The 17,183-nt window shown below is 67.8% G+C and carries 26 protein-coding genes and 1 pseudogene; 15 read left to right on the plus strand and 12 right to left on the minus strand.

Going from position 1 to position 17,183, the window contains the following annotated elements; genetic code table 11:
- Window positions 1–76: 76 nt before the first annotated feature.
- From HNQ73_RS03780 to HNQ73_RS17885, 8 genes and pseudogenes are all read right to left on the minus strand, one after another.
- Window positions 77–589, minus strand: coding sequence for a helix-turn-helix domain-containing protein (locus HNQ73_RS03780; RefSeq protein ID WP_183332435.1), 513 nt, complete (start codon window positions 587–589; stop codon window positions 77–79).
- The gene (locus HNQ73_RS03785) at window positions 586–1,080 is read right to left on the minus strand and encodes a hypothetical protein (RefSeq protein ID WP_183332436.1); all 495 of its coding nucleotides are present in this window, start codon (window positions 1,078–1,080) and stop codon (window positions 586–588) included. The genes HNQ73_RS03780 and HNQ73_RS03785 overlap by 4 nt, the downstream gene beginning before the upstream one ends.
- A gap of 70 nt (window positions 1,081–1,150) precedes the next feature.
- Entirely contained in the window at window positions 1,151–1,888 is a 738-nt protein-coding gene (locus HNQ73_RS03790; protein WP_183332438.1) for a hypothetical protein, read from the minus strand.
- Entirely contained in the window at window positions 1,885–2,136 is a 252-nt protein-coding gene (locus HNQ73_RS03795) for a hypothetical protein (protein WP_183332441.1), read from the minus strand. The genes HNQ73_RS03790 and HNQ73_RS03795 overlap by 4 nt, the downstream gene beginning before the upstream one ends.
- Before the next feature lie 303 nt (window positions 2,137–2,439).
- A complete protein-coding gene (locus HNQ73_RS03800; RefSeq protein WP_183332443.1) occupies window positions 2,440–2,760 on the minus strand; it encodes a hypothetical protein in 321 nt (106 codons plus the stop codon).
- On the minus strand, window positions 2,757–3,170 hold the full coding sequence (locus HNQ73_RS03805; protein WP_183332445.1) for a RusA family crossover junction endodeoxyribonuclease: 414 nt from the start codon (window positions 3,168–3,170) through the stop codon (window positions 2,757–2,759). Before HNQ73_RS03805 ends, HNQ73_RS03800 begins: the two co-directional genes overlap by 4 nt.
- A 308-nt stretch (window positions 3,171–3,478) precedes the next feature.
- Window positions 3,479–3,742, minus strand: a pseudogene (locus tag HNQ73_RS17880) (DUF2312 domain-containing protein); the annotation flags it as partial.
- A gap of 96 nt (window positions 3,743–3,838) precedes the next feature.
- On the minus strand, window positions 3,839–4,204 hold the full coding sequence (locus HNQ73_RS17885) for a hypothetical protein (RefSeq protein ID WP_244649861.1): 366 nt from the start codon (window positions 4,202–4,204) through the stop codon (window positions 3,839–3,841).
- Between the two features lie 62 nt (window positions 4,205–4,266).
- Between HNQ73_RS17885 and HNQ73_RS03820 the strand changes: the two genes are divergently transcribed.
- Window positions 4,267–4,506 (plus strand): hypothetical protein, encoded by a 240-nt coding sequence (locus HNQ73_RS03820; RefSeq protein ID WP_183332449.1) that lies wholly within the window; start codon window positions 4,267–4,269, stop codon window positions 4,504–4,506.
- A gap of 89 nt (window positions 4,507–4,595) precedes the next feature.
- Here the strand turns inward: HNQ73_RS03820 and HNQ73_RS03825 are convergent, their stop codons facing one another.
- The 3 genes from HNQ73_RS03825 to HNQ73_RS03835 are packed head-to-tail and all read right to left on the minus strand — an operon-like array spanning window position 4,596 to window position 5,254.
- Complete coding sequence (locus HNQ73_RS03825) at window positions 4,596–4,751, minus strand: hypothetical protein (protein WP_183332451.1); 156 nt, start codon at window positions 4,749–4,751, stop codon at window positions 4,596–4,598.
- A 15-nt stretch (window positions 4,752–4,766) separates the two neighbouring features.
- Complete coding sequence (locus HNQ73_RS03830; RefSeq protein WP_183332453.1) at window positions 4,767–5,027, minus strand: hypothetical protein; 261 nt, start codon at window positions 5,025–5,027, stop codon at window positions 4,767–4,769.
- A gap of 11 nt (window positions 5,028–5,038) precedes the next feature.
- Window positions 5,039–5,254, minus strand: a complete 216-nt coding sequence (locus HNQ73_RS03835) for a helix-turn-helix domain-containing protein (RefSeq protein ID WP_183332455.1) — start codon at window positions 5,252–5,254, stop codon at window positions 5,039–5,041.
- Between HNQ73_RS03835 and HNQ73_RS03840 the strand changes: the two genes are divergently transcribed.
- Window positions 5,253–5,918: an XRE family transcriptional regulator gene (locus HNQ73_RS03840; RefSeq protein ID WP_244649863.1), complete on the plus strand. Its 666-nt coding sequence runs from the start codon at window positions 5,253–5,255 to the stop codon at window positions 5,916–5,918. The genes HNQ73_RS03835 and HNQ73_RS03840 overlap by 2 nt on opposite strands.
- Here HNQ73_RS03840 and HNQ73_RS03845 read toward each other — a convergent pair.
- Window positions 5,915–6,307 (minus strand): hypothetical protein, encoded by a 393-nt coding sequence (locus HNQ73_RS03845; RefSeq protein ID WP_183332457.1) that lies wholly within the window; start codon window positions 6,305–6,307, stop codon window positions 5,915–5,917. The two genes, HNQ73_RS03840 and HNQ73_RS03845, sit on opposite strands and share 4 nt — an antisense overlap.
- Window positions 6,308–6,421: 114 nt before the next feature.
- Here HNQ73_RS03845 and HNQ73_RS03850 point away from each other — a divergent pair, with 114 nt between their 5' ends.
- The 13 genes from HNQ73_RS03850 (at window position 6,422) to HNQ73_RS03910 (ending at window position 17,180) form a co-directional block, all read left to right on the plus strand.
- Complete coding sequence (locus HNQ73_RS03850; protein ID WP_183332459.1) at window positions 6,422–6,847, plus strand: hypothetical protein; 426 nt, start codon at window positions 6,422–6,424, stop codon at window positions 6,845–6,847.
- On the plus strand, window positions 6,844–7,260 hold the full coding sequence (locus HNQ73_RS03855; protein WP_183332461.1) for a hypothetical protein: 417 nt from the start codon (window positions 6,844–6,846) through the stop codon (window positions 7,258–7,260). The genes HNQ73_RS03850 and HNQ73_RS03855 overlap by 4 nt, the downstream gene beginning before the upstream one ends.
- Entirely contained in the window at window positions 7,257–7,481 is a 225-nt protein-coding gene (locus HNQ73_RS03860) for a hypothetical protein (protein WP_183332463.1), read from the plus strand. Before HNQ73_RS03855 ends, HNQ73_RS03860 begins: the two co-directional genes overlap by 4 nt.
- A 2-nt stretch (window positions 7,482–7,483) precedes the next feature.
- The gene (locus HNQ73_RS03865) at window positions 7,484–7,726 is read left to right on the plus strand and encodes a hypothetical protein (RefSeq protein ID WP_183332465.1); all 243 of its coding nucleotides are present in this window, start codon (window positions 7,484–7,486) and stop codon (window positions 7,724–7,726) included.
- A 1-nt stretch (window position 7,727) separates the two neighbouring features.
- Complete coding sequence (locus HNQ73_RS03870) at window positions 7,728–8,699, plus strand: PD-(D/E)XK nuclease-like domain-containing protein (RefSeq protein ID WP_183332467.1); 972 nt, start codon at window positions 7,728–7,730, stop codon at window positions 8,697–8,699.
- The gene (locus HNQ73_RS03875) at window positions 8,699–9,700 is read left to right on the plus strand and encodes an AAA family ATPase (RefSeq protein ID WP_183332469.1); all 1,002 of its coding nucleotides are present in this window, start codon (window positions 8,699–8,701) and stop codon (window positions 9,698–9,700) included. Before HNQ73_RS03870 ends, HNQ73_RS03875 begins: the two co-directional genes overlap by 1 nt.
- Before the next feature lie 99 nt (window positions 9,701–9,799).
- A complete protein-coding gene (locus HNQ73_RS03880) occupies window positions 9,800–10,267 on the plus strand; it encodes a thermonuclease family protein (RefSeq protein ID WP_183332471.1) in 468 nt (155 codons plus the stop codon).
- 33 nt (window positions 10,268–10,300) lie between these two features.
- Window positions 10,301–10,612 (plus strand): hypothetical protein, encoded by a 312-nt coding sequence (locus HNQ73_RS03885; RefSeq protein WP_183332473.1) that lies wholly within the window; start codon window positions 10,301–10,303, stop codon window positions 10,610–10,612.
- A complete protein-coding gene (locus HNQ73_RS03890) occupies window positions 10,584–10,892 on the plus strand; it encodes a hypothetical protein (RefSeq protein ID WP_183332475.1) in 309 nt (102 codons plus the stop codon). Before HNQ73_RS03885 ends, HNQ73_RS03890 begins: the two co-directional genes overlap by 29 nt.
- Window positions 10,847–12,082: a tyrosine-type recombinase/integrase gene (locus tag HNQ73_RS03895; protein WP_183332477.1), complete on the plus strand. Its 1,236-nt coding sequence runs from the start codon at window positions 10,847–10,849 to the stop codon at window positions 12,080–12,082. Before HNQ73_RS03890 ends, HNQ73_RS03895 begins: the two co-directional genes overlap by 46 nt.
- Before the next feature lie 154 nt (window positions 12,083–12,236).
- A complete protein-coding gene (locus tag HNQ73_RS03900) occupies window positions 12,237–15,296 on the plus strand; it encodes a tetratricopeptide repeat protein (protein WP_183332479.1) in 3,060 nt (1,019 codons plus the stop codon).
- Between the two features lie 160 nt (window positions 15,297–15,456).
- Window positions 15,457–16,383 carry a sulfite exporter TauE/SafE family protein gene (locus HNQ73_RS03905; protein ID WP_183332481.1) on the plus strand — a complete coding sequence of 309 codons (927 nt, stop codon included), beginning with the start codon at window positions 15,457–15,459 and terminating at the stop codon, window positions 16,381–16,383.
- Window positions 16,380–17,180 (plus strand): TIGR02186 family protein, encoded by an 801-nt coding sequence (locus tag HNQ73_RS03910; RefSeq protein WP_183332483.1) that lies wholly within the window; start codon window positions 16,380–16,382, stop codon window positions 17,178–17,180. Before HNQ73_RS03905 ends, HNQ73_RS03910 begins: the two co-directional genes overlap by 4 nt.
- Window positions 17,181–17,183: the final 3 nt, after the last annotated feature.

Raw genomic sequence — 17,183 nt, forward strand, 5'->3', positions numbered from 1 at the left:
TAGACATTGCATCTGCTCCTATGCCGTTCACAAAGCATAAAGGAGCATGGGCTTAGCCGTCGACAGCCGACCAGTTTCAGATTGAAGCACTATCAGGCTCTGCATCCGGCTTAACCGTCCGCTGCCGCTTCGCCCGGCGGTGCTTCGCCCACCGCGCCCTGGCCGCCTTCTGCTGGTGCTTCCGATACTGCTTCTCGGTCATGCGCGACCGCTGCCGGAGCCAACCCTTGCGGCCGCGTTCCGACAACGATTTTTTTATCTCCAGCATCGCCTCAACGCCCTTGTCCTCTTGAGGTTGATGCCGATGCCGGGCACCGCCCGGCATAAGCCCCATTTGGAGGCCGAGGGCCCCCAGAAGGAGGGGCAGGCTTTCGCGCCCGATGGCTCTCGCATTGGCGGCCTGCGGGTTCGTCAGCATGGCCTCGATCTTGGCCGTGTAGCCGCTCGGCAGGCCGGCCAGGTCGTCGAGCGCTAGCTGTGACAGGCCGAGGGCAGAGCGACGCTCACGGATCGCCCGGACGAGCCCCTCATAGTCGGCAAATGCCGCTAGCACCTTGATCGGCTTGGCGTCGTCCCGATGCTGCGTCATGCGCCCTCCTGCTCCATCAGCCCCAGCCGGCGCCGCGTCTCCTCGCTCAGGCGCAGGCCCGCGGCGAGCGTCCCAGCGCGCTCCGTCACCTGCTCGAGCGTCATCGGCTCCAGCCGCGGCTTGCCCGCCTCCTCCATCTCCAGCGCCGCGGCGAGATCACGCGACAGCCGCTCAAATCCGTCGACCACCTTGCGCCGCTCCTCATCCGTCGGCTCGTGGTAGACGCGGGCCGACAGAATGCGCTCGATGGCGCCCATCTCCTCCCGCGCCTGGCGCACGATGCCCTCGCAATGCGTCGCCATTTCCGCCGCCGAGGGCGCGAATTGCCCCTTGCCGATCCGCCCCTCGATGGCATCTCGGCAGGCCCGTTCGATCACCCACTCCGGGAACCGCCCCAGTGCCGAGGCATAGACCTGCAGCGCCCCCTTGCGCTCGATGTCGCTGCCCGACTGGCTCGGGAAGCCCGTGCGCATGACGCTCACCAAGCGCACGATCGTTTCGGCCGAGGCCGGCCGCAGGCTGGCCGCAATCTCCGCCTGCCGCTGGCGCAGCGCCCGCCGCTCATCGTCGGTCGGTGCGCACCGGCTCGAGATCGAGAACCGGTTGATCCCCTCGCGCTCCAGGGCGCTCGACAGCCGACGGATGGCCAGATCGAGTGCCTGGCTCGACGCCGAGGGCGGCCGCGAAAGGGTCTGTGAAGTCAGGCTGTTCATGGGAGTTCACCATCGAGAAGCCGCTTTCGAGCCATCCACCACGCCGGGCCGGCGGCGAGCGGTTGCGGCGGTCCAGCCAATCGACCTCGAAGCCCTGCCACCCGTTGGCGACCATCTCGTCGGCGGCCCCGTTGGGATCGGGCGCCTTGGCGAGCTTCTGCGCCAGCAGGCGGGCAGCGCGGGCCGTCAGCGGCTTGCGGATGCGCTGCCGATGCTCGAGGACCGCCTGCGCTCGCTCGGAGTCCAGCACAGCCTCCAGCTCCTCCCGCGGCGTCGTCTCGCGCGCATGCGTGCGCGCGGCACGAACCCCCGAAGGGGGTGAGTGCTGGGGGGTAGGAGTTAGAGGGGGTGTGGGGGAGGAAGAACCGGGGGGTGTCACGTCCGTCACGTCCTTTCCCGTGACGTCACGTGACATCACGTGACGGCTTCTCGCCTTGCGCTGCCTGTCAGCGGCGCGGCGTTCCTCAAGGGCCGCGCGCGCGGCCTCGCCACGGGCCAGCTCAGCGGCGACATCGGCGATGATGTCGGCCGGCGTGCCCGCCTCGACGAGGCGCCGGATCAGGTCAACGGTGGTCGGATTGGTCACGCGCACGCCTCCCGGATGGCCTTACGGATGCGCTGACGCGCCAGCGTGGTCGCGTCGTCCATGTTCTTGGGCGTGCAGGGGAGGACGATGGACAGACGCCGCGCGCCCCAGGCCCATGACAGATGCAGGTGCTTGCGCTTCACGACCTCGACCTGCCCAAGCCCCAGCTCGGACAGGAAGTCGATGGCCGCGCAGATGTGCTTGCCGGCCCGTCGCGGGTCCTTCATCGGCTCGTAGCGATGCGCCATTGGGATCCTCTTCGGAGAGGTCGACGACGCGCCACGCGCTGCGGCCGGACAGCACGACATCGCAGCCGAGCAGCCGCATGGCCTGCCGGGCACCTGAAATGAGGCGGCTCGTGTAGCGCTCGTCGGAGAACAGGCGGGCGCGGCTCTTGCCCGCCACACGGTCCAGAATGTCGTCCCGATGCACGGGCGCCGGGTGCGCCTCCACCATCAGCTCGAGCGCACGAAAATGCGTGCTCACCAGGATGGCCGACAGGCCATCACGCTCGACGCGATGCTCGGACGGGATGAGGCGCAGCCCGCGGATCATGCCGCGTCCCTCACGCGGCGGAAGCAGTCCAGCATCCGCTGAACAACCGGCTCATCGAGCTTGAGCGCGAGGGCGATCTTGTGCGTGTCGAAGCCGTTGCCCCAGAGCAGGACGGCGGCCGAGCACGCGGCCTCGAGCTCAACGTCGCCAGTGTCCTTGCAGCGCGTCGCGTAGGCCGCATCAAAAAGCATCTGGGCATAATCAGCCCGCGACATTCCGACCGCCTTGGCCATCTCACCGAGGCGGTCGAAGACGACCTGCGGCACGCTCAGGGTGATATGTCGTCTGATCGCGAGAATAGGGTTCGCGCTCATCACAGCGGCTCCACCTTGATGAAGAGGCCGGGCGCGTCCGAGTAGCGCTTCCAGATGACGGCGGAGACGATCTGCTTGTCGTCGCGCCACACGACCTCGTTGAGGGCGTCGAGCACCTTGAGCAGGTTGTCGACATCGGGCTTCGTCGCCGGCAGCAACTCACCTTCGAGGGCCGCACGCCGGCGTTTCTTCGGCCAGCTCGCCGGGACGGGGAAATGCGCGGCGACATGGACATGCAGCGCGCCATCAAGGGGCGCGCGGTCGCCCATGGCCTCCTGGGCGGCGAGGCGTAGTGCGCTCTCGTAGGAGCGCGTCGCCGCCGGGGTGAAGGCGCGGCCGGTCGATCGCACGAAGCGCGGCCGCCCCTTGCCCACGGGAACGCCGGCCAGACGAATGACGATGGCCGGCTCCATGCTCACGCCTCCGCGCCCGCCATGGACCGCGAGGCGCGCCGGTCGAGCACCGGCGGCAGCTCCGGGAATTCGTAGGACGGCGCCTGCGCCTCAACGGTAGCGGCTCCGTCGCCGTCATCACCATCACCGGCCGGCACATCATCGGCAGCGGCAATGGCCTCTTCGAGATCGATCTGGCGCGGATCGCGCTCGTAAACGACTTCCCCACAGACCTCCAGGCGCGAGATGCCCGTCAGCCTGCCGCTCTCGGCCGCCTCTTTGAAGTGCGCGCCGAGCTCCGCGCTAAAGTCACGACGGATTGCCGCCCGGCCGAGCGGCGTGTCCGCCAGCATACCAAGCGCGTGCATGTAGAGATCGAGCGTCGCCGCCTCCTCGGCGCGCTCCTGCTCGCTCTTGCGGCGAAGCGCCACGATCTTGCGGATCGTCTTCGTGTCGTAGCCGCGGCCCTTCGCCTCGGCGTAGACCTCCTTGATGTCCTCGCCGAGGGAACGCTTCTCCTCCTCGAGCCGCTCAATGCGCTCGATGAACTGGCGCAGCTCGTCGCCGGCAATGCCATTGTGGCCTATCGTCATCGCCTCTTGCTCCTTGCCCAACGCCTCACGTCACGCCACCACTCCGCCGCCTTGGTCAGACGCTCCATGCGCCACACGGCGACGCGCTCGAGGACGTCAATCAAGCTCACGACGCAGCTCCTCCTTGAGGGCATCAATCCGCCGCTCGATCTGCGCGGCTTTCAGATCTCGCCGCGCTTTGGGCCACCACGATGCGCCGGAGCCTTCCATGATCGCGTCGAGCACGTCCCACCCGACATCGCTGCGCAGCAGCTCCGCCAGCGCGTCCGCCGACATGCCAGTACGAAGCGCCAACCAATCCTCGGCGGACCTGTGGTTCTTGCCGGTCCGCATCGCGAGGTTGCGAGCCGTCTTGACCGGCCACAGGCGACGCGCGACACGCGCGACGATCTCCACGACGGGGGGAATTCCCGTATCAAAGCCGAAGGATGTCTCGGTCGATTTCGCGTACGTTCGAGGCATCAAAAGCACTCCCGGCGCTCACGAAGCGCCTTGCTGAGACCAGGGTAGAAGGGAGAAGCCGCGTGCCCACGACACCGATCACGGCCGAGGACTTGGGAGCCACGCTCACAGCTTTCGCGCTTTCGTTCACGGCCGCCATGATGTCCCCGCACAACCAGACGCCCGACGAGGTGCTGCTCGATCTCGCCAACGAACTCCACGGGCTCGTCGCCAAGATGCAGCAGCACGGTGACAACAGCTCCCCCGCTGCGAAGTCGCTCAGTATCTGTGCGAGCATGCTCATGGCGACCGAAGGCCGCTGACAGTGGCCCCTCGGCTCCCGCTGGGCGGATGCCGCGCTCGACACAAAGCTGGGTTAAGACGTCGAGGAGTGGATCAGCCATGACGCTGCTCACGTCTGAAACGCGCCAGCCTGGATGCGCCAGAGCCACACAGAGCCGTCGTCGGTCGTGATCACGATGTGCGTGCCAGGCACCTTCTGACCCGGCTTGTAGGGTTCGGCGCCAAGCGCCCGTGCCGTTGCGGCTGAACAATTGAGCGTGATCATTTGTCAGAGCCACCATCAGGAGAAAAACCGTGCGGGAACACCCGCGACCCCACCGCGACAGCCGTTGCTGTCCTTCTGATCACGCTGCTCGACACCTTGCGGCGTCGAGGCGTTGTCGAGATGGACGACTTCACGGCCTTCATCGGCGACCTGAACCGCATCGGATCCGCCCTGCTGCAGGCGGATCAGCGTACTGGAGAGGTCCTGCAGCGCTTCCGCGATGAACTGATACGGATGGGCCTCGCCAACGGCGGAGGGAGAAACTGATTTCTTCATTGGCCCGTCCATCAGGATTCCTCCGCGGGCTCGGGAACCTCGAGAACGAAATCGTTGGGCGTCACTTGGCCGCCGGTGACTTCCGCGATGCGACGAAGCTGCTCGGGACGCGGCAAGCGTTCGCCGTACCGCCACTTCTTCACGGCATGCGCCGTACAACCGCCGAGCAAGGCGGCCATCTGCTCATCATCAAGGCCGGCGGCCGACATGAATTCGGAGAGCTTCATGGCGCCGCATATTCCCCAAAATGGGAAACATCGTCAAGCGAAAATTCCCCAACTTGGGAAACGACAAATGCAACGCAAAGTGGGCATTGTCCCCAACATGGGGAACAATCTCAAAAAGATCCGGACAAGCCTGAATTGGACGCTCGATCGAGCTGCCGAGGCCATGGGGGTCTCCCGCAGCCAGTACATCAAGCTGGAGCGCGGTGAGCGTCGGCTGACGAGCGACTACATCAGCTCGGCGGCGAGAGCGTTCGGCGTTTCAGAGGCCGACATCATCTCAACCAGGAAGACTGTGCCGCTCGTCGGCTACGTGGGCGCTGGAGCATTGACCTACATCTTCGGCGAGGGGCAAGGACCGTTCGATGAGGTCGACGCACCAGAAGGAGCAACGGAAGACACGGTGGCGGTCGAGATTCGCGGGGACTCGCTTGGCACCTTTTTCGATCAATGGCTGGTTTTCTATGACGATGTGCATGATCCGCCGACGCCGAACATGATCGGCCGCCTTTGCGTCGTCATGCTCGCTGACGGGCGCCAGCTCATAAAGAAGCTCATGCGCGGCTCGATCCCCGGCCGCTACACGCTGCTGTCGCAGTTCGAGCCACCGATGTACGACGTGGAAGTTGTCTGGGCAGCCCTAGTGAAACAGATGGTGCCTCGCTAATTCCAGAGTTTTTCGCGTAATGCTTGAGCGAACCCATAGAATCTAGCGGCAGCACGAAACGCCTTGTCCCCCACACTTCCCGGCTCGTATACGCCAAGCGACCCAAAGGATACGACCGCGATAATTGCAGCTGCCCCGCACGCGAGCATAGTGCTTATTTCTTCATCTGACTGATAAAGGGTCTCGGCCTTGGAGCGCATCGCAACGGCGACGGTTGCTACATCGTCACGCTTTCCTGAGGCAAGAAATTCATCGAAAGCGCCTCGCGCACCAACCAAGTCCATTCCCTCATCCGCCGCCTGATTCAAAAAGACCAACGCCGACCCGAAAGCCTCTTCGTTCCGGACCAAGAAAACCATGAAGTCAGTAGCAATTTGAATGTAATCCATCTCCTCGTCCCTTGATGAGTATGGGCGCCGTTCAGCTTTGCTTGCATTACCCATTTTGGGGTTGACGGATATTCCCCATATTGGGTAATGTCCCTCCAACAACGGAGGGACGCGATGCACCCGCACTCACTCGCAGCGGCGCGAGAGGCCCTTGAGAAGGCCTGCCGGGCAGTGGCCGAGAGCGCCCGCCAGACGGCCGAGCGCATCCTGAACGAACGGGCCGATGACTACACCCGCGAGCCGTGGCAGCTCGACCTGATCGAGCCGGGCCTGTCGGCTCGCGACCCGGCCGACCGGCTGCGCCGTATCCTCACGCTCCAGCGGATCGAAGCTGTGGCGCCCGCGCGAAGCGGCGGCCTCGTCAACACCCTCAAGATCAATCTCCGGGCGGCCGAGATCGCGACGCGCCGGCAGCATCACGCGCTCATGAGCGCGATGGCGGAGCGCCGGGCCGGTCTGATCGACGACACCATCGCCAAGGCGAAGGACGCGCAGGACGAGATGGCCGCCATCATCTCAGCGAAGGGGGAGCAGGCATGAGCGACCGCTTCCAATCTATCCGCGCCGCGCTGGCTATGGGGCCGACGCCGGGGCCGTGGGAGCTTAAGGATGGCCGTACTGATACGATTGAAAACGCTCAGGGATACCCGGTGTGCACCGTTCACCATCATCCATATGAGCTGTACGGTCATGGGGCGCGTGCTGCGTATATCGCCGCCTGCGACCCGGACACCATCCGCGGATTGCTGGCCGAGCGCGATGAGCTGCTGGCGCTCGTCCACGACTACCGGGGCATCGCCGAGTTCCTCGCCCGCCGCGACGCGGCAGCCGGTAACGACGAGGGCGCGCGGCTGATGCGGCTCACGTGCAGCCGCCTCGACGATGTGATCCGCAGGGCGGAGGCGAGGGAAGACCGCGCCGCCCTCGCCTCCACGAAGCGAGAGCAGGCATGACCCGCGACAGCATCACCGATGCCATCGGCTTCGCGATCCTGTTCGCATTCTTCTACGGCCTGTGGATCGCGACGCCAGCAAGCGCCGCGACCGCAACGGGGCAAGAGACGGTATGTCTTCTCGCCATCATCACAAGGCTGGCGGTCGCTGCCACCATCGTCATCGGCTGGACAGTCTGCATGGTGGCCGTGGCGCATTTCATTCTGCGGGGCAGGAGGTGACGATGAAGCCTTCGCCGATCCCCGCCCTCAGCCTCGCCGTCCGCTCGATGGTCGAGCATCTGACCGAGGCTCGCCGCGCCATGGAAGCCGCCGAGAAGGCGATCCGCGCCGGCTCCACGGCTGGCGTCGAGCACCTGCTGTCCGTGGTGCAGGACCGCGCCATCACGGCTGCCACGCTCGCCAGACATGGCGTCGACACCATCGCCAAGACCGGGCGCTATCGCGGTGGCAAAACGAGAGTCTGACATGCAGCACCTCCCCGCCGGATTCCACGCAGACATCCCCGCCGAGGTTTACCACGCCGACCCATGCGAGGCGCCGTCGCTGTCGTCGACCATCGCCCGCGTGCTGCTCGAGCAGTCGCCCCGGCACGCCTGGCACCAGCACCCGCGCCTCAACCCGGATTACAAGCCGGACACCAGCCCCACGCGGCCGATGGAGATCGGCACCGTCGCCCACAAACTCATCCTCGGCCGTGGGCGCGACGTCCGCGTGATCGAGGCCGACGCCTACACGTCCAAGGATGCGCGCCAGCAGCGGGCCGACGCCTATGCATCCGGGCTCGCTCCCATCCTGCGGCCCGACCTTGAGGCGGCCGAGGCCATCGCCCAAGCGGCCCGCGCCGCAATCGTCGGCATCGAGGATTGCGAGGGCTTCGCCAACGGGACGCCGGAGCTCGTCGCCATCGCGCATGATCCCACCGGCGCCTGGCTGCGAGTCATGATTGACATGTGGGAGGACCGCGGCGACGAGGCGATCATCTGGGACGTCAAGACCGGCGACCAGTCAGCCGCGCCCCAGGGCATCGGCCGGCGCATCGCCAACATGGGCTACGAAATTCAGGCCGCGCTCTATGAGCGTGTCGTCGTCCGCCTCCGGCCCGAGCTCGCCGGCCGCATCAGGTTCCGGTGGGCGTTCGTCGAGAACGACCCGCCGCACCTCTGCACGGTGGCCGAGCTGGACAACATCGGGCTCGAGGTCGGGCGCAAGAAGGTCGCCGCCGCGATCTCACTCTGGAACCGCTGCCTCGCCACCGGAAACTGGCCTGGATATCCGGCCCGCGTCGTCTTGGCGGAATACCCCGCATTTGCCGAGACGGCCTGGACCACCCGCGAAATGGAAGACGAGAGCCTGCGCGAGATGGGCATCGACCCGTTCCTCGTTCGCGCTCCATGGCGCCCTGAACCGGCGCCGAAGAAGCTTGTCGGAGCTGTCTGATGACATTCACGTTCGCCCCCGCCCGTCGCGAGCAAGTCGGCCTGCTCATCGCCCTGGCTGGCGCCAGCGGCAGCGGCAAGACCTTCAGCGCCTTGCGGCTCGCCCGCGGCATGTCGCCCGAGGGCAAGATCGCCTTCATCGACACGGAGGCCCGGCGCGGCCTCCACTATGCCGACCGGTTCCAGTTCCTGCACGCCGACATGCGGCCGCCGTTCCGGCCGGAGCGGTTCATCGAGGGCATCCGGGCGGCCGAGGCGGCCGGTGCCGAGGTCGTCATCATCGACAGCGCCTCGCACGAGTACGACGGCGAGGGCGGCATCATGGACTGGGCCGACGAACTCGCAGAGAAGGGCGTGAAGTCGCCCGGCAACTGGAAGGAGCCGAAGCTGGCCCACAAGAAGATGATGAACGCGCTCCTCCAGTGCCGCGCGTCGCTCATCTTCTGCCTGCGCGCCGACGAGAAGATCGAGATCGTGCGCGGCGAGAACGGCAGGACGCTTGTGCGCCCGCTCGGCTGGGTGCCGATCTGCGAGAAGCGGTTCATGTACGAGATGACGGCGAGCTTCACGCTGACGCCCGAGCGCCCCGGCATCCCGCAATTCGACCTGCCCCACAAGCTGCAGGACCAGCACCGCCACATGTTCCCGGCGGGCAAGCCCATTTCCGAGGAAGCCGGCCGCATGCTCGCCGAATGGGCGCGCGGCGCCGATGTTCCCCCCACCGCCGCGGCCTCCCGTTCCTCCCACGCGGCGGTAACTGACGCGCCCGTGTCGTCCTCACCGCCCCCCGAGGGCGGCACGGGCGCGGACTTTCCCGGAGACCAACCGGCCACCGAGGTCGACAAGCTGCTGGAGGAAGCACGGCAGGTCGCGATGTCCGGCACGGTGCAGCTCCGGGCCTTCTGGAAGGCGCTCGACGAGCGCCGCCGGAAGCTGCTCGAGCCGCACGTCCAGAAGCTCAAGGAGGCCGCCGCCTACGCCGACCAGACCGGCGGCGCATGACGCGGCCGCTCACTAAGCCGACCGGCCGGTGAGGAGATCGACGAGTTGCGTGGATAGACCCTAGCCTGCTGGTGATCCCGGTAACAAGGAACCCGGCCCATGTTGATGCGCACACCAAGCTACCACCTGCCGCCCACAGGACCGCAACGCTTCCGCCGGCGTGCCGCCTGGCTTCTCGGCGGCATGTTCTTTCTCTCTCTCGTCATCTACGCGGCCCTGACCGTCGCCCACGCAACCGAGGGACCGATTGTCGCCGTCGACGGCGATACGATCTACGTCGGCGAGGAGAAGGTGCGCATCATCGGCATGGACGCACCGGAAACGTACCAGGCCCGCTGCGAGAGCGAGCGGCTACGCGGGCACCGCGCCACGGCCCATCTGCGGAGCCTTCTGGCATCCGGCGCCGTCACCCTCCGCCGACAGGGGCGTGATCGCTATGGCCGCACGCTGGCACACGTCTACGTGGACGGCCGCGACGTGGCTCGACTGATGATCGAGGCGGGGCACGCCGTGCCTTACCACTGCCCCGGCGGGCGGTGCCCGAGGCGCATCGATTGGTGCTCGTAAACACCAGTGCGCAGGAGCATCGGAGGCAGAACGATGACCGCCCAGGATTCGCTCCCCCTATGGCCGGACGCTGATGAACGGCTGGCGAGCGCGCGACAGGCGGCGGCCGCACTGCTCGACATGGTCGGCTTCGCCGACGCCCCAGGCGACAGCGAGCTCCATCGGCAGGGCAGTGCTCTCCTCGACATGCTGTCGAGCCCGGCTGCGCCCATCCCCGCCGCGCCTTGGACGTTCGGCAGGCCGCCACCGAAGAAGGAAAAACAGCGGCGCGGCAGGCGACCGAAACGGGCACCGGATCTTTTCGCGAGGAGAAGGGATGACCAGACGCAAAATCAGAACCCTTGATGAGCTGCCGCTCTTCGCGACGGATCGCGAGATCGCCGAGGCCGTCGTCGGACCAGAGCGGGCGAAGCAGTACCTGCTTTCGATCAAGCTGCTCGAGAAACTGCCCGGCTTCCCGCCGCACGACCCAGCCCACGGCGGCCGCTACGTTCCGGCCGTCAAAGCTTTCTACGACGTGCGCAGCGGCCTTTCCCCGGCTACGCTGACGCGTCCGGCAGGTCAGGAGAACCCCGCAGGATGGAACGCCCCCCGCGCCCCAAGATCAAAGATGCGCCCGGCCTGAAATGGCGCTGGCGCGCCCGCTCCGGTCGCTGGGTGCCTTACTGGGTGCCCCGCGACGATGCTGTCAAGCGCGGCTATCCCAGCGGCACCGTCAGTCTTGACAGCCTCTGGGACGGCACCGAGGCCAGCGCCATCGTCATCGCCTCCCGCTGCAAGCAGCTCCAGACGACGATGCTTCACTGGCTCGCCGGCGACCGCCTCAACAGCCTGGCATTCGACGGCACAATCGGATCAGCGCTCGACCTATACGAGCGGCACCCCGATAGCCCGTTCCACAAGCTCAAACCTGGTTCACGACACCCGTATTCGGTCTACCTCAGGAGGCTCCGTAGCCACATCGGCGAGGCGAGCGTCGCCATGACCTCCGGGCCGGACGTGATGCGCTGGTGGAAGGTGTGGACGGACGGAGGCCGGAAGCTCGCCGCCGGCTCATTCGCCGTCGCCGTCTTGAAGGAAGCGATGAAGTTCGGAGCCCTGTGCCGGTATGAGCCATGCCGTGATCTGCTGTTCATCCTGCGCGAGCTGTCATTTCCCAAGCCCGCGCCACGCGACAAGGTGATGACGGCAGAGCACGTCGAAGCGGTTCGCGCGGCGGCCCATGCCAACGGCAACCCGTCCCGCGCGCTCGCCTATGCCTTCCAGTTCGAGACCGCCCTGCGCCAGTGGGATGTCATCGGGCAATGGTATCCACTCGACTACCCCATCACGTCCGATGTGATCGGGCCGCGAGGCAAGTGGCACGGCCTGCGCTGGTCGAACATCGACGAGCACATGATCCTGCGGTTCCGGCCGAGCAAAACAGACGCCACCACCGGGGCCGAGGTGGTCATCGACCTCAAGCTGTGTCCCATGGTGCTCGAGGAGATCGCCAGAGTGCCGCCCGAGAAGCGCGTCGGGCCCGTCGTCGTTTACGAGCGCACACGACTGCCCTACACCCAGAGCGAATTCTGGTATGGCTGGCGCAAGGACCGGAAGGGCACAGGCATAGGCCCCGATGTCTGGAGCCGCGACCTTCGGGCTTCGGCCGTCACGGAGGCGACCAGAGCCGGCAGCAACCTCGACGACGCCGCGAAGGTCGCCGGCCACTCGACGAAGCGCACAACGGCAAAGGTCTATGACCGCGCCAGACTGGAGGCCGCCAGACGGTTCCAAGAGGCCCGTCTCACCGGGCGGCACAAGTCAGGAACGTAATGGGGAACGTGGGGAACGCCTTCCCGCTGGACCGCTTGGAATTTCAGCGGTACATGATCCGTTAATGTTAACGGGATGTTTACCATAATCAGCAGAATTTGACCCACCGGCAGGATTGCGCAGGACGTGCCTGCGGCAGCGCAGTGGGATCACCATGGCACAGACCGCCCCCTGGAGTGTGAAGGGCATCGACCCGCAGGCGCGGGATGCAGCCAAGGAGGCGGCGCGCAAGGCGGGAATGACGCTCGGCGCATGGCTCAGCAACGTCATCGCCGACCAGGCAGCGGAGGGCCACACGGCCCCGGCCGCGCCGGAGCGTGATTCGCTCGCCGAAGTCAGCGCGCGCCTCGAACGGTTTGCCCGCGAGCACACGCAGACCGCCATCCCGCCGCGCCACAACAGCGCCGACGACATGCCGAGCCTCGACGAGATCGTCGCGCGCGTCAGCGAGCGCAGCCTCGCCGAGACACGCGCCGCCGCGGCCCGCACGGCAAGCGCGCTCGATGCCGTCGCCCGCTGGATGGAGCGCACTGAATCCCAGATGGAGCAGAGCACGCGCGCGATGGCCGAGCGGCAGGACGAGACCGCCGTCGCCATCGGCAAGGCGCTGCTCGCCATCGGCCGGCGGCTCGACGAGATCGAGCGGCACCTCTCCACCGACAAGGCTCCCGCCGCCGTCTCGCGCTGGCACGAGGACGCGGACGCGCTGCGCAATGCGCTCGACGATGTCGGGGAGCGGCTCGAGGCCGTGGCCAGGGCCGGACAGACGGCCGGTGAGCCGGCATCCTTCGGCACGCTCGTCTCGGAGGAGCAGGCCGCCCGCCGTCGGCTCGAGGTGGCCATTGCCGAGATCCGCCGCCGCCAGCGCGAACTCGACGACGGTCCGTCGCTCGGCGAGCGCTTCGCCGCCATGAGCCGCCGGCTCGAGGAGCGCCCGCGTCGCAGCCCCGCGCCCGCGACGCGCGGGACGGCACCCGCCCGGTCGGGCGCCGACGAGGCCATCGTCGCGCGTCTGGAGACCCTGTCGCGCAAGATCGACGAGGCGCTGCGCCCAGTGGCGGAAATGCCGATCGGCGACGTCCTCGCCCGTCTCGATCGCCTCGACGAGCGTCTGGAGCGCCCCGCGCCGGATCTCGCGCGCATCGAAAGCATGATCCATGCACTGACGGCGCGCATCGAGGAGATACGCACCGCCGAGATGGACACCACCGGGCTCGATGCCCTGGAACGGCAGATCGGCCAGCTCGCGGCCCGGATCGATGCGGCCCAGGCCACGCCGGCTGCGGCCGACCGAGAGCAGATCGAGCAGGGCATGGCCTCGCTCGAGCGGACGATGGCCGACCTCCTCGCCGACATGCGCCGCCAGCTGCGCGAGGAGATGCGCGAGCTGCAGGACGGCACGGCTGCGGCCATCGAGCAGGCGGCCCAGCGTGCGGCCGAGGCGGCCCGCAACGCCCTGCCCGAGGCCTACGAGGCAGTGCCGGCCGAGATCGGCCAGCTCAAGCGTGATCTCGCCGAGCTGAGAACGACCCAGGCCACCAGCGACCTGCGGACCCAGGACACGCTGGAAGCCGTGCATGAGACGCTGGAGCGGATCGTGGACCGGCTCGCCCAGCTCGAGGAGGACATGCTCGAGGGGCGCCCCGCCCCCGCCGCCGCAGCGCCATCCGAGGACGAGCCGGAGGAGTCGGCCGCCTTCGAGGACCTACGCGCCAGCCTCGATGCCCTGCTCAGGGCCAACGAGCCCTCTCGCAGCCGCATCGACGAGGCCGTCCCGCCGGCACGCCCCGCGGAGGCCGACGCGCCCGCGCCCGTCGTCCGGCAAGCGGCCGAGCCCGTGCCGCCCGCCGAGGGCGAGGCGAAGCCGGCCGCGCCGGCCTTCGAGGAGGCTCCCGCCGCGACGGTCAAGGCGAGCTTCATCGCTGCCGCCCGGCGAGCGGCGCAGGCGGCAGCGGCCGAGACGGCCGCCACCCTGCCGGACGCGGCCGCACAGCCCACGGCGGGCGAAGCCCCGGCCAAGACCGCCGAGGACCCGGTCCGCGCACTGAGGGCCGAGCCGCGGCCGACGGCGGCGACCCGACGCAAGGCCGGCGCCTCGCCGGTGGCACGGCTGAGGGACGGCGTTGCCGCCCGGCGCAAGTCGCTGCTGATCGGCCTGGCAGCCATCGTCATCGCCGTCGGCGCCGCGCAGGTGCTGAGCGGCCTCGCCGGCAAGTCGCCTTCCACGGGGGAGACCGAGCCGGCTGCCCACGACACCGTCGCCCCCGCGACGCGGGAGGAAGCGGCAGCGCCTTCGGCCCCACCCGCCGAGGCCGCAGCCGAAACGGCGGACCTGTTCAATCCCTTCGCCGCTACCCCCCTCCCGCTCGACAATGATCCGCCGACGACCGGCTCGATCCCGTCCTCACCGCCGGCCCCGGCGGTTCCGGACAGTCCCCCGGCGGCCCCCGAGCCGGAACGGGATTCGCAGGTTAAGGAAAGCCTGCACACCCCCCTATTCATCCCGCCGACCTACGTCGCCGACCTGCCGGCGGAGGGTCTGCCCGCACCGCTGCGCAAGGCCGCCGCTGCCGGCGATGCTGCCGCCGTCTACGAGGTCGCGAGTCGCCTCGCCGAAGCCCGTGGCGTGCCCCGCGACATGGCCAGGGCTGCACGCCTGTTCGAGGCGGCAGCGACGGGCGGCCTCGTGCCGGCGCAGTACCGCATCGCCAGCCACTACGAGAAGGGCATCGGCGTCACCCGCGACGTTGCTACGGCGCGCATGTGGTACGAGAAGGCCGCCGAAGCCGGCAATGCCAAGGCCATGCATAACCTCGGTGTCCTCTATGCCGAGGGCATCACCGGCAAGCCGGACTACGAGACGGCCATAAAGTGGTTCCGCAAGGCAGCCGAGCTCGGCGTGCGCGACAGCCAGTTCAACCTCGCCGTGCTGCTGGCGCGCGGCCTCGGCACCGAGCGTGACCTCGTTGCCACCTATACCTGGCTGTCGGTGCTCGCCCGCGACGGCGACAAGGATGCGGCCGCCAAACGCGACGAGATGGCCCGCAGCCTGACGGCGAGCGAACTGGCCGTCGGCAAGGAGGCGGTCGCCCGCTGGAAGCCCAAGATGCAGGACCCGGCCGCCAACGAGGTGCCCACGGGCGGCTGGGAAGAAAGCGCCAGCGCGCCCGCGCCGGCACCGCAACAGCCGTCCGGCAAGGTCTCGCGCCTGTGAGGGCGCCGCGCGGCAGCGGCGCGGCGCACGGCACAACGGCGCCCCTGTCATGCCTTGGTTTTGACCCCACGTTAAGGGACGCTCCCCTAGACTGACGCAGCAGCCGCGTGCCGACGGCCCGCGGCCGCTGTCGCATTCGACGAGCGCCGAGTCCCGTGCCGTGCACATCTACCTGCCCATCGCCGAAATGTCGGTCAACATGTTCACCCTCCTCGCCATGGGGGCGGCGGTAGGCTTCATCTCGGGCATGTTCGGCGTCGGCGGCGGGTTCCTGATGACGCCGCTCCTGATCTTTCTCGGCATTCCGCCGGCGATCGCGGTCGCCACGCAGACGGCACAGATCACAGCCTCCTCCGTCACCGGCGCCCTCGGCTACTGGCGGCGCAAGGCGCTCGACTTCAAGCTGGGCGGCGTGCTGGTGGCGGGCGGCTTCGTCGGCACCCTGCTCGGCGTGTGGTTCTTCAATGTCATGAGCCGCCTCGGGCAGCTCGAGTTCATCATCGTCATCAGCTACGTGACGCTCTTCGGCATCATCGGCTCGCTGATGCTGGCCGAGAGCCTCAAGGCCATCTGGGCCACGCGCCGTGGCGTTGTACCGCGCTCGCGCCGCTCGGGCGAACATCCCTGGTATCTCGGCCTGCCGTGGAAGATGCGGTTTCACCGCTCGCAGCTCTACGGCAGCGTCATTCCCATCGTCACGCTCGCGATGCTCATCGGCTTCGCGGGTGCGGTGCTCGGCATCGGCGGCGGCTTCATCCTCGTTCCGGCGCTCATCTATCTCTTCCGCATCCCCGCCGCCGTGGTGGTCGGCACGTCACTGTTCCAGATCCTCTTCACGATGATGGCGGCGACGCTGCTGCACGCCATCACCAACCAGTCGGTCGACGTGGTGCTGGCGATGCTGCTCATCATCGGCGGCGTCATGGGCGCGCAGTTCGGCGCCCGGGCGGGGCAGAACCTCAAGGGCGAATCGTTCCGCCTGCTGCTCGCCATCCTCGTCCTCGGCGTCGGCATCCGCTTCGCCATCGACATCGTGGTGGAACCGCAGGATCCCTTCTCGCTCGTCACCGTGGGAGCACGGCCATGACGGCGATGCGGCTCCCGCAGATGGCATCGTCCTGGCTGCTTGTCGGCGCGGCCGCCGCGCTCGCGGGGCTCCTCGCCTCGCTCGCCCCGGCTGCGGCGGAGACGCTCATCCTGTCCCTCTCGACGCACCGTGTCGCCATCACCTCCACCTATACGGGCTCGTCCATCGTCGTCTTCGGCGCCATCGAGCGGGACGAGCGCACGGTTGCGCGGGCGGCGCCCTACGACATCGTCATCACCGTGCGCGGGCCGCGCCGCACCACGATCGTGCGCGAGAAGGAGAAGGTGGGGCCCCTCTGGCTCAACACGTCGCAGCGGCGCTTCGTGGACCTGCCGACCTATCTCGCCGTCCTCTCCTCGCGGCCCATCGGCGAGATCGCCGGCGGGCCCTTCCTCACGCGCTACCGCCTGGGCCTCGCCATGCAGATCACGGCGCCGGGCATGGAACAGATCGTGAGCGAGGAGCCGTTCCGCGACGCGCTGCTCAGGCTCAAGAAGGAGCAGCGGCTATTCGCCGAGGATCCGCGCGGCGTCACCTTTCTCACGCCAACGATCTTTCGTGCGCCCATCACGCTGCCCGCCGTCGCCCCCACGGGCAACTACGACGTCGAGGTGGCGCTGTTCGTGGACGGCGCGCAGCTCGCCCGCCAGACCACCAACTTCGAGGTGGTGAAGACGGGTTTCGAGCAGGCAACGGTCACGCTCGCCCACGACCACGCCATCCTCTACGGCCTCGGCGTCGTCATCATGGCCGTCGTCTTCGGCTGGCTGGCGACAGTCATTTTCCGCCGGGACTGACGC

The sequence above is a fragment of the Chelatococcus composti genome, assembly GCF_014201415.1.
Taxonomy (GTDB): domain Bacteria; phylum Pseudomonadota; class Alphaproteobacteria; order Rhizobiales; family Beijerinckiaceae; genus Chelatococcus_A; species Chelatococcus_A composti.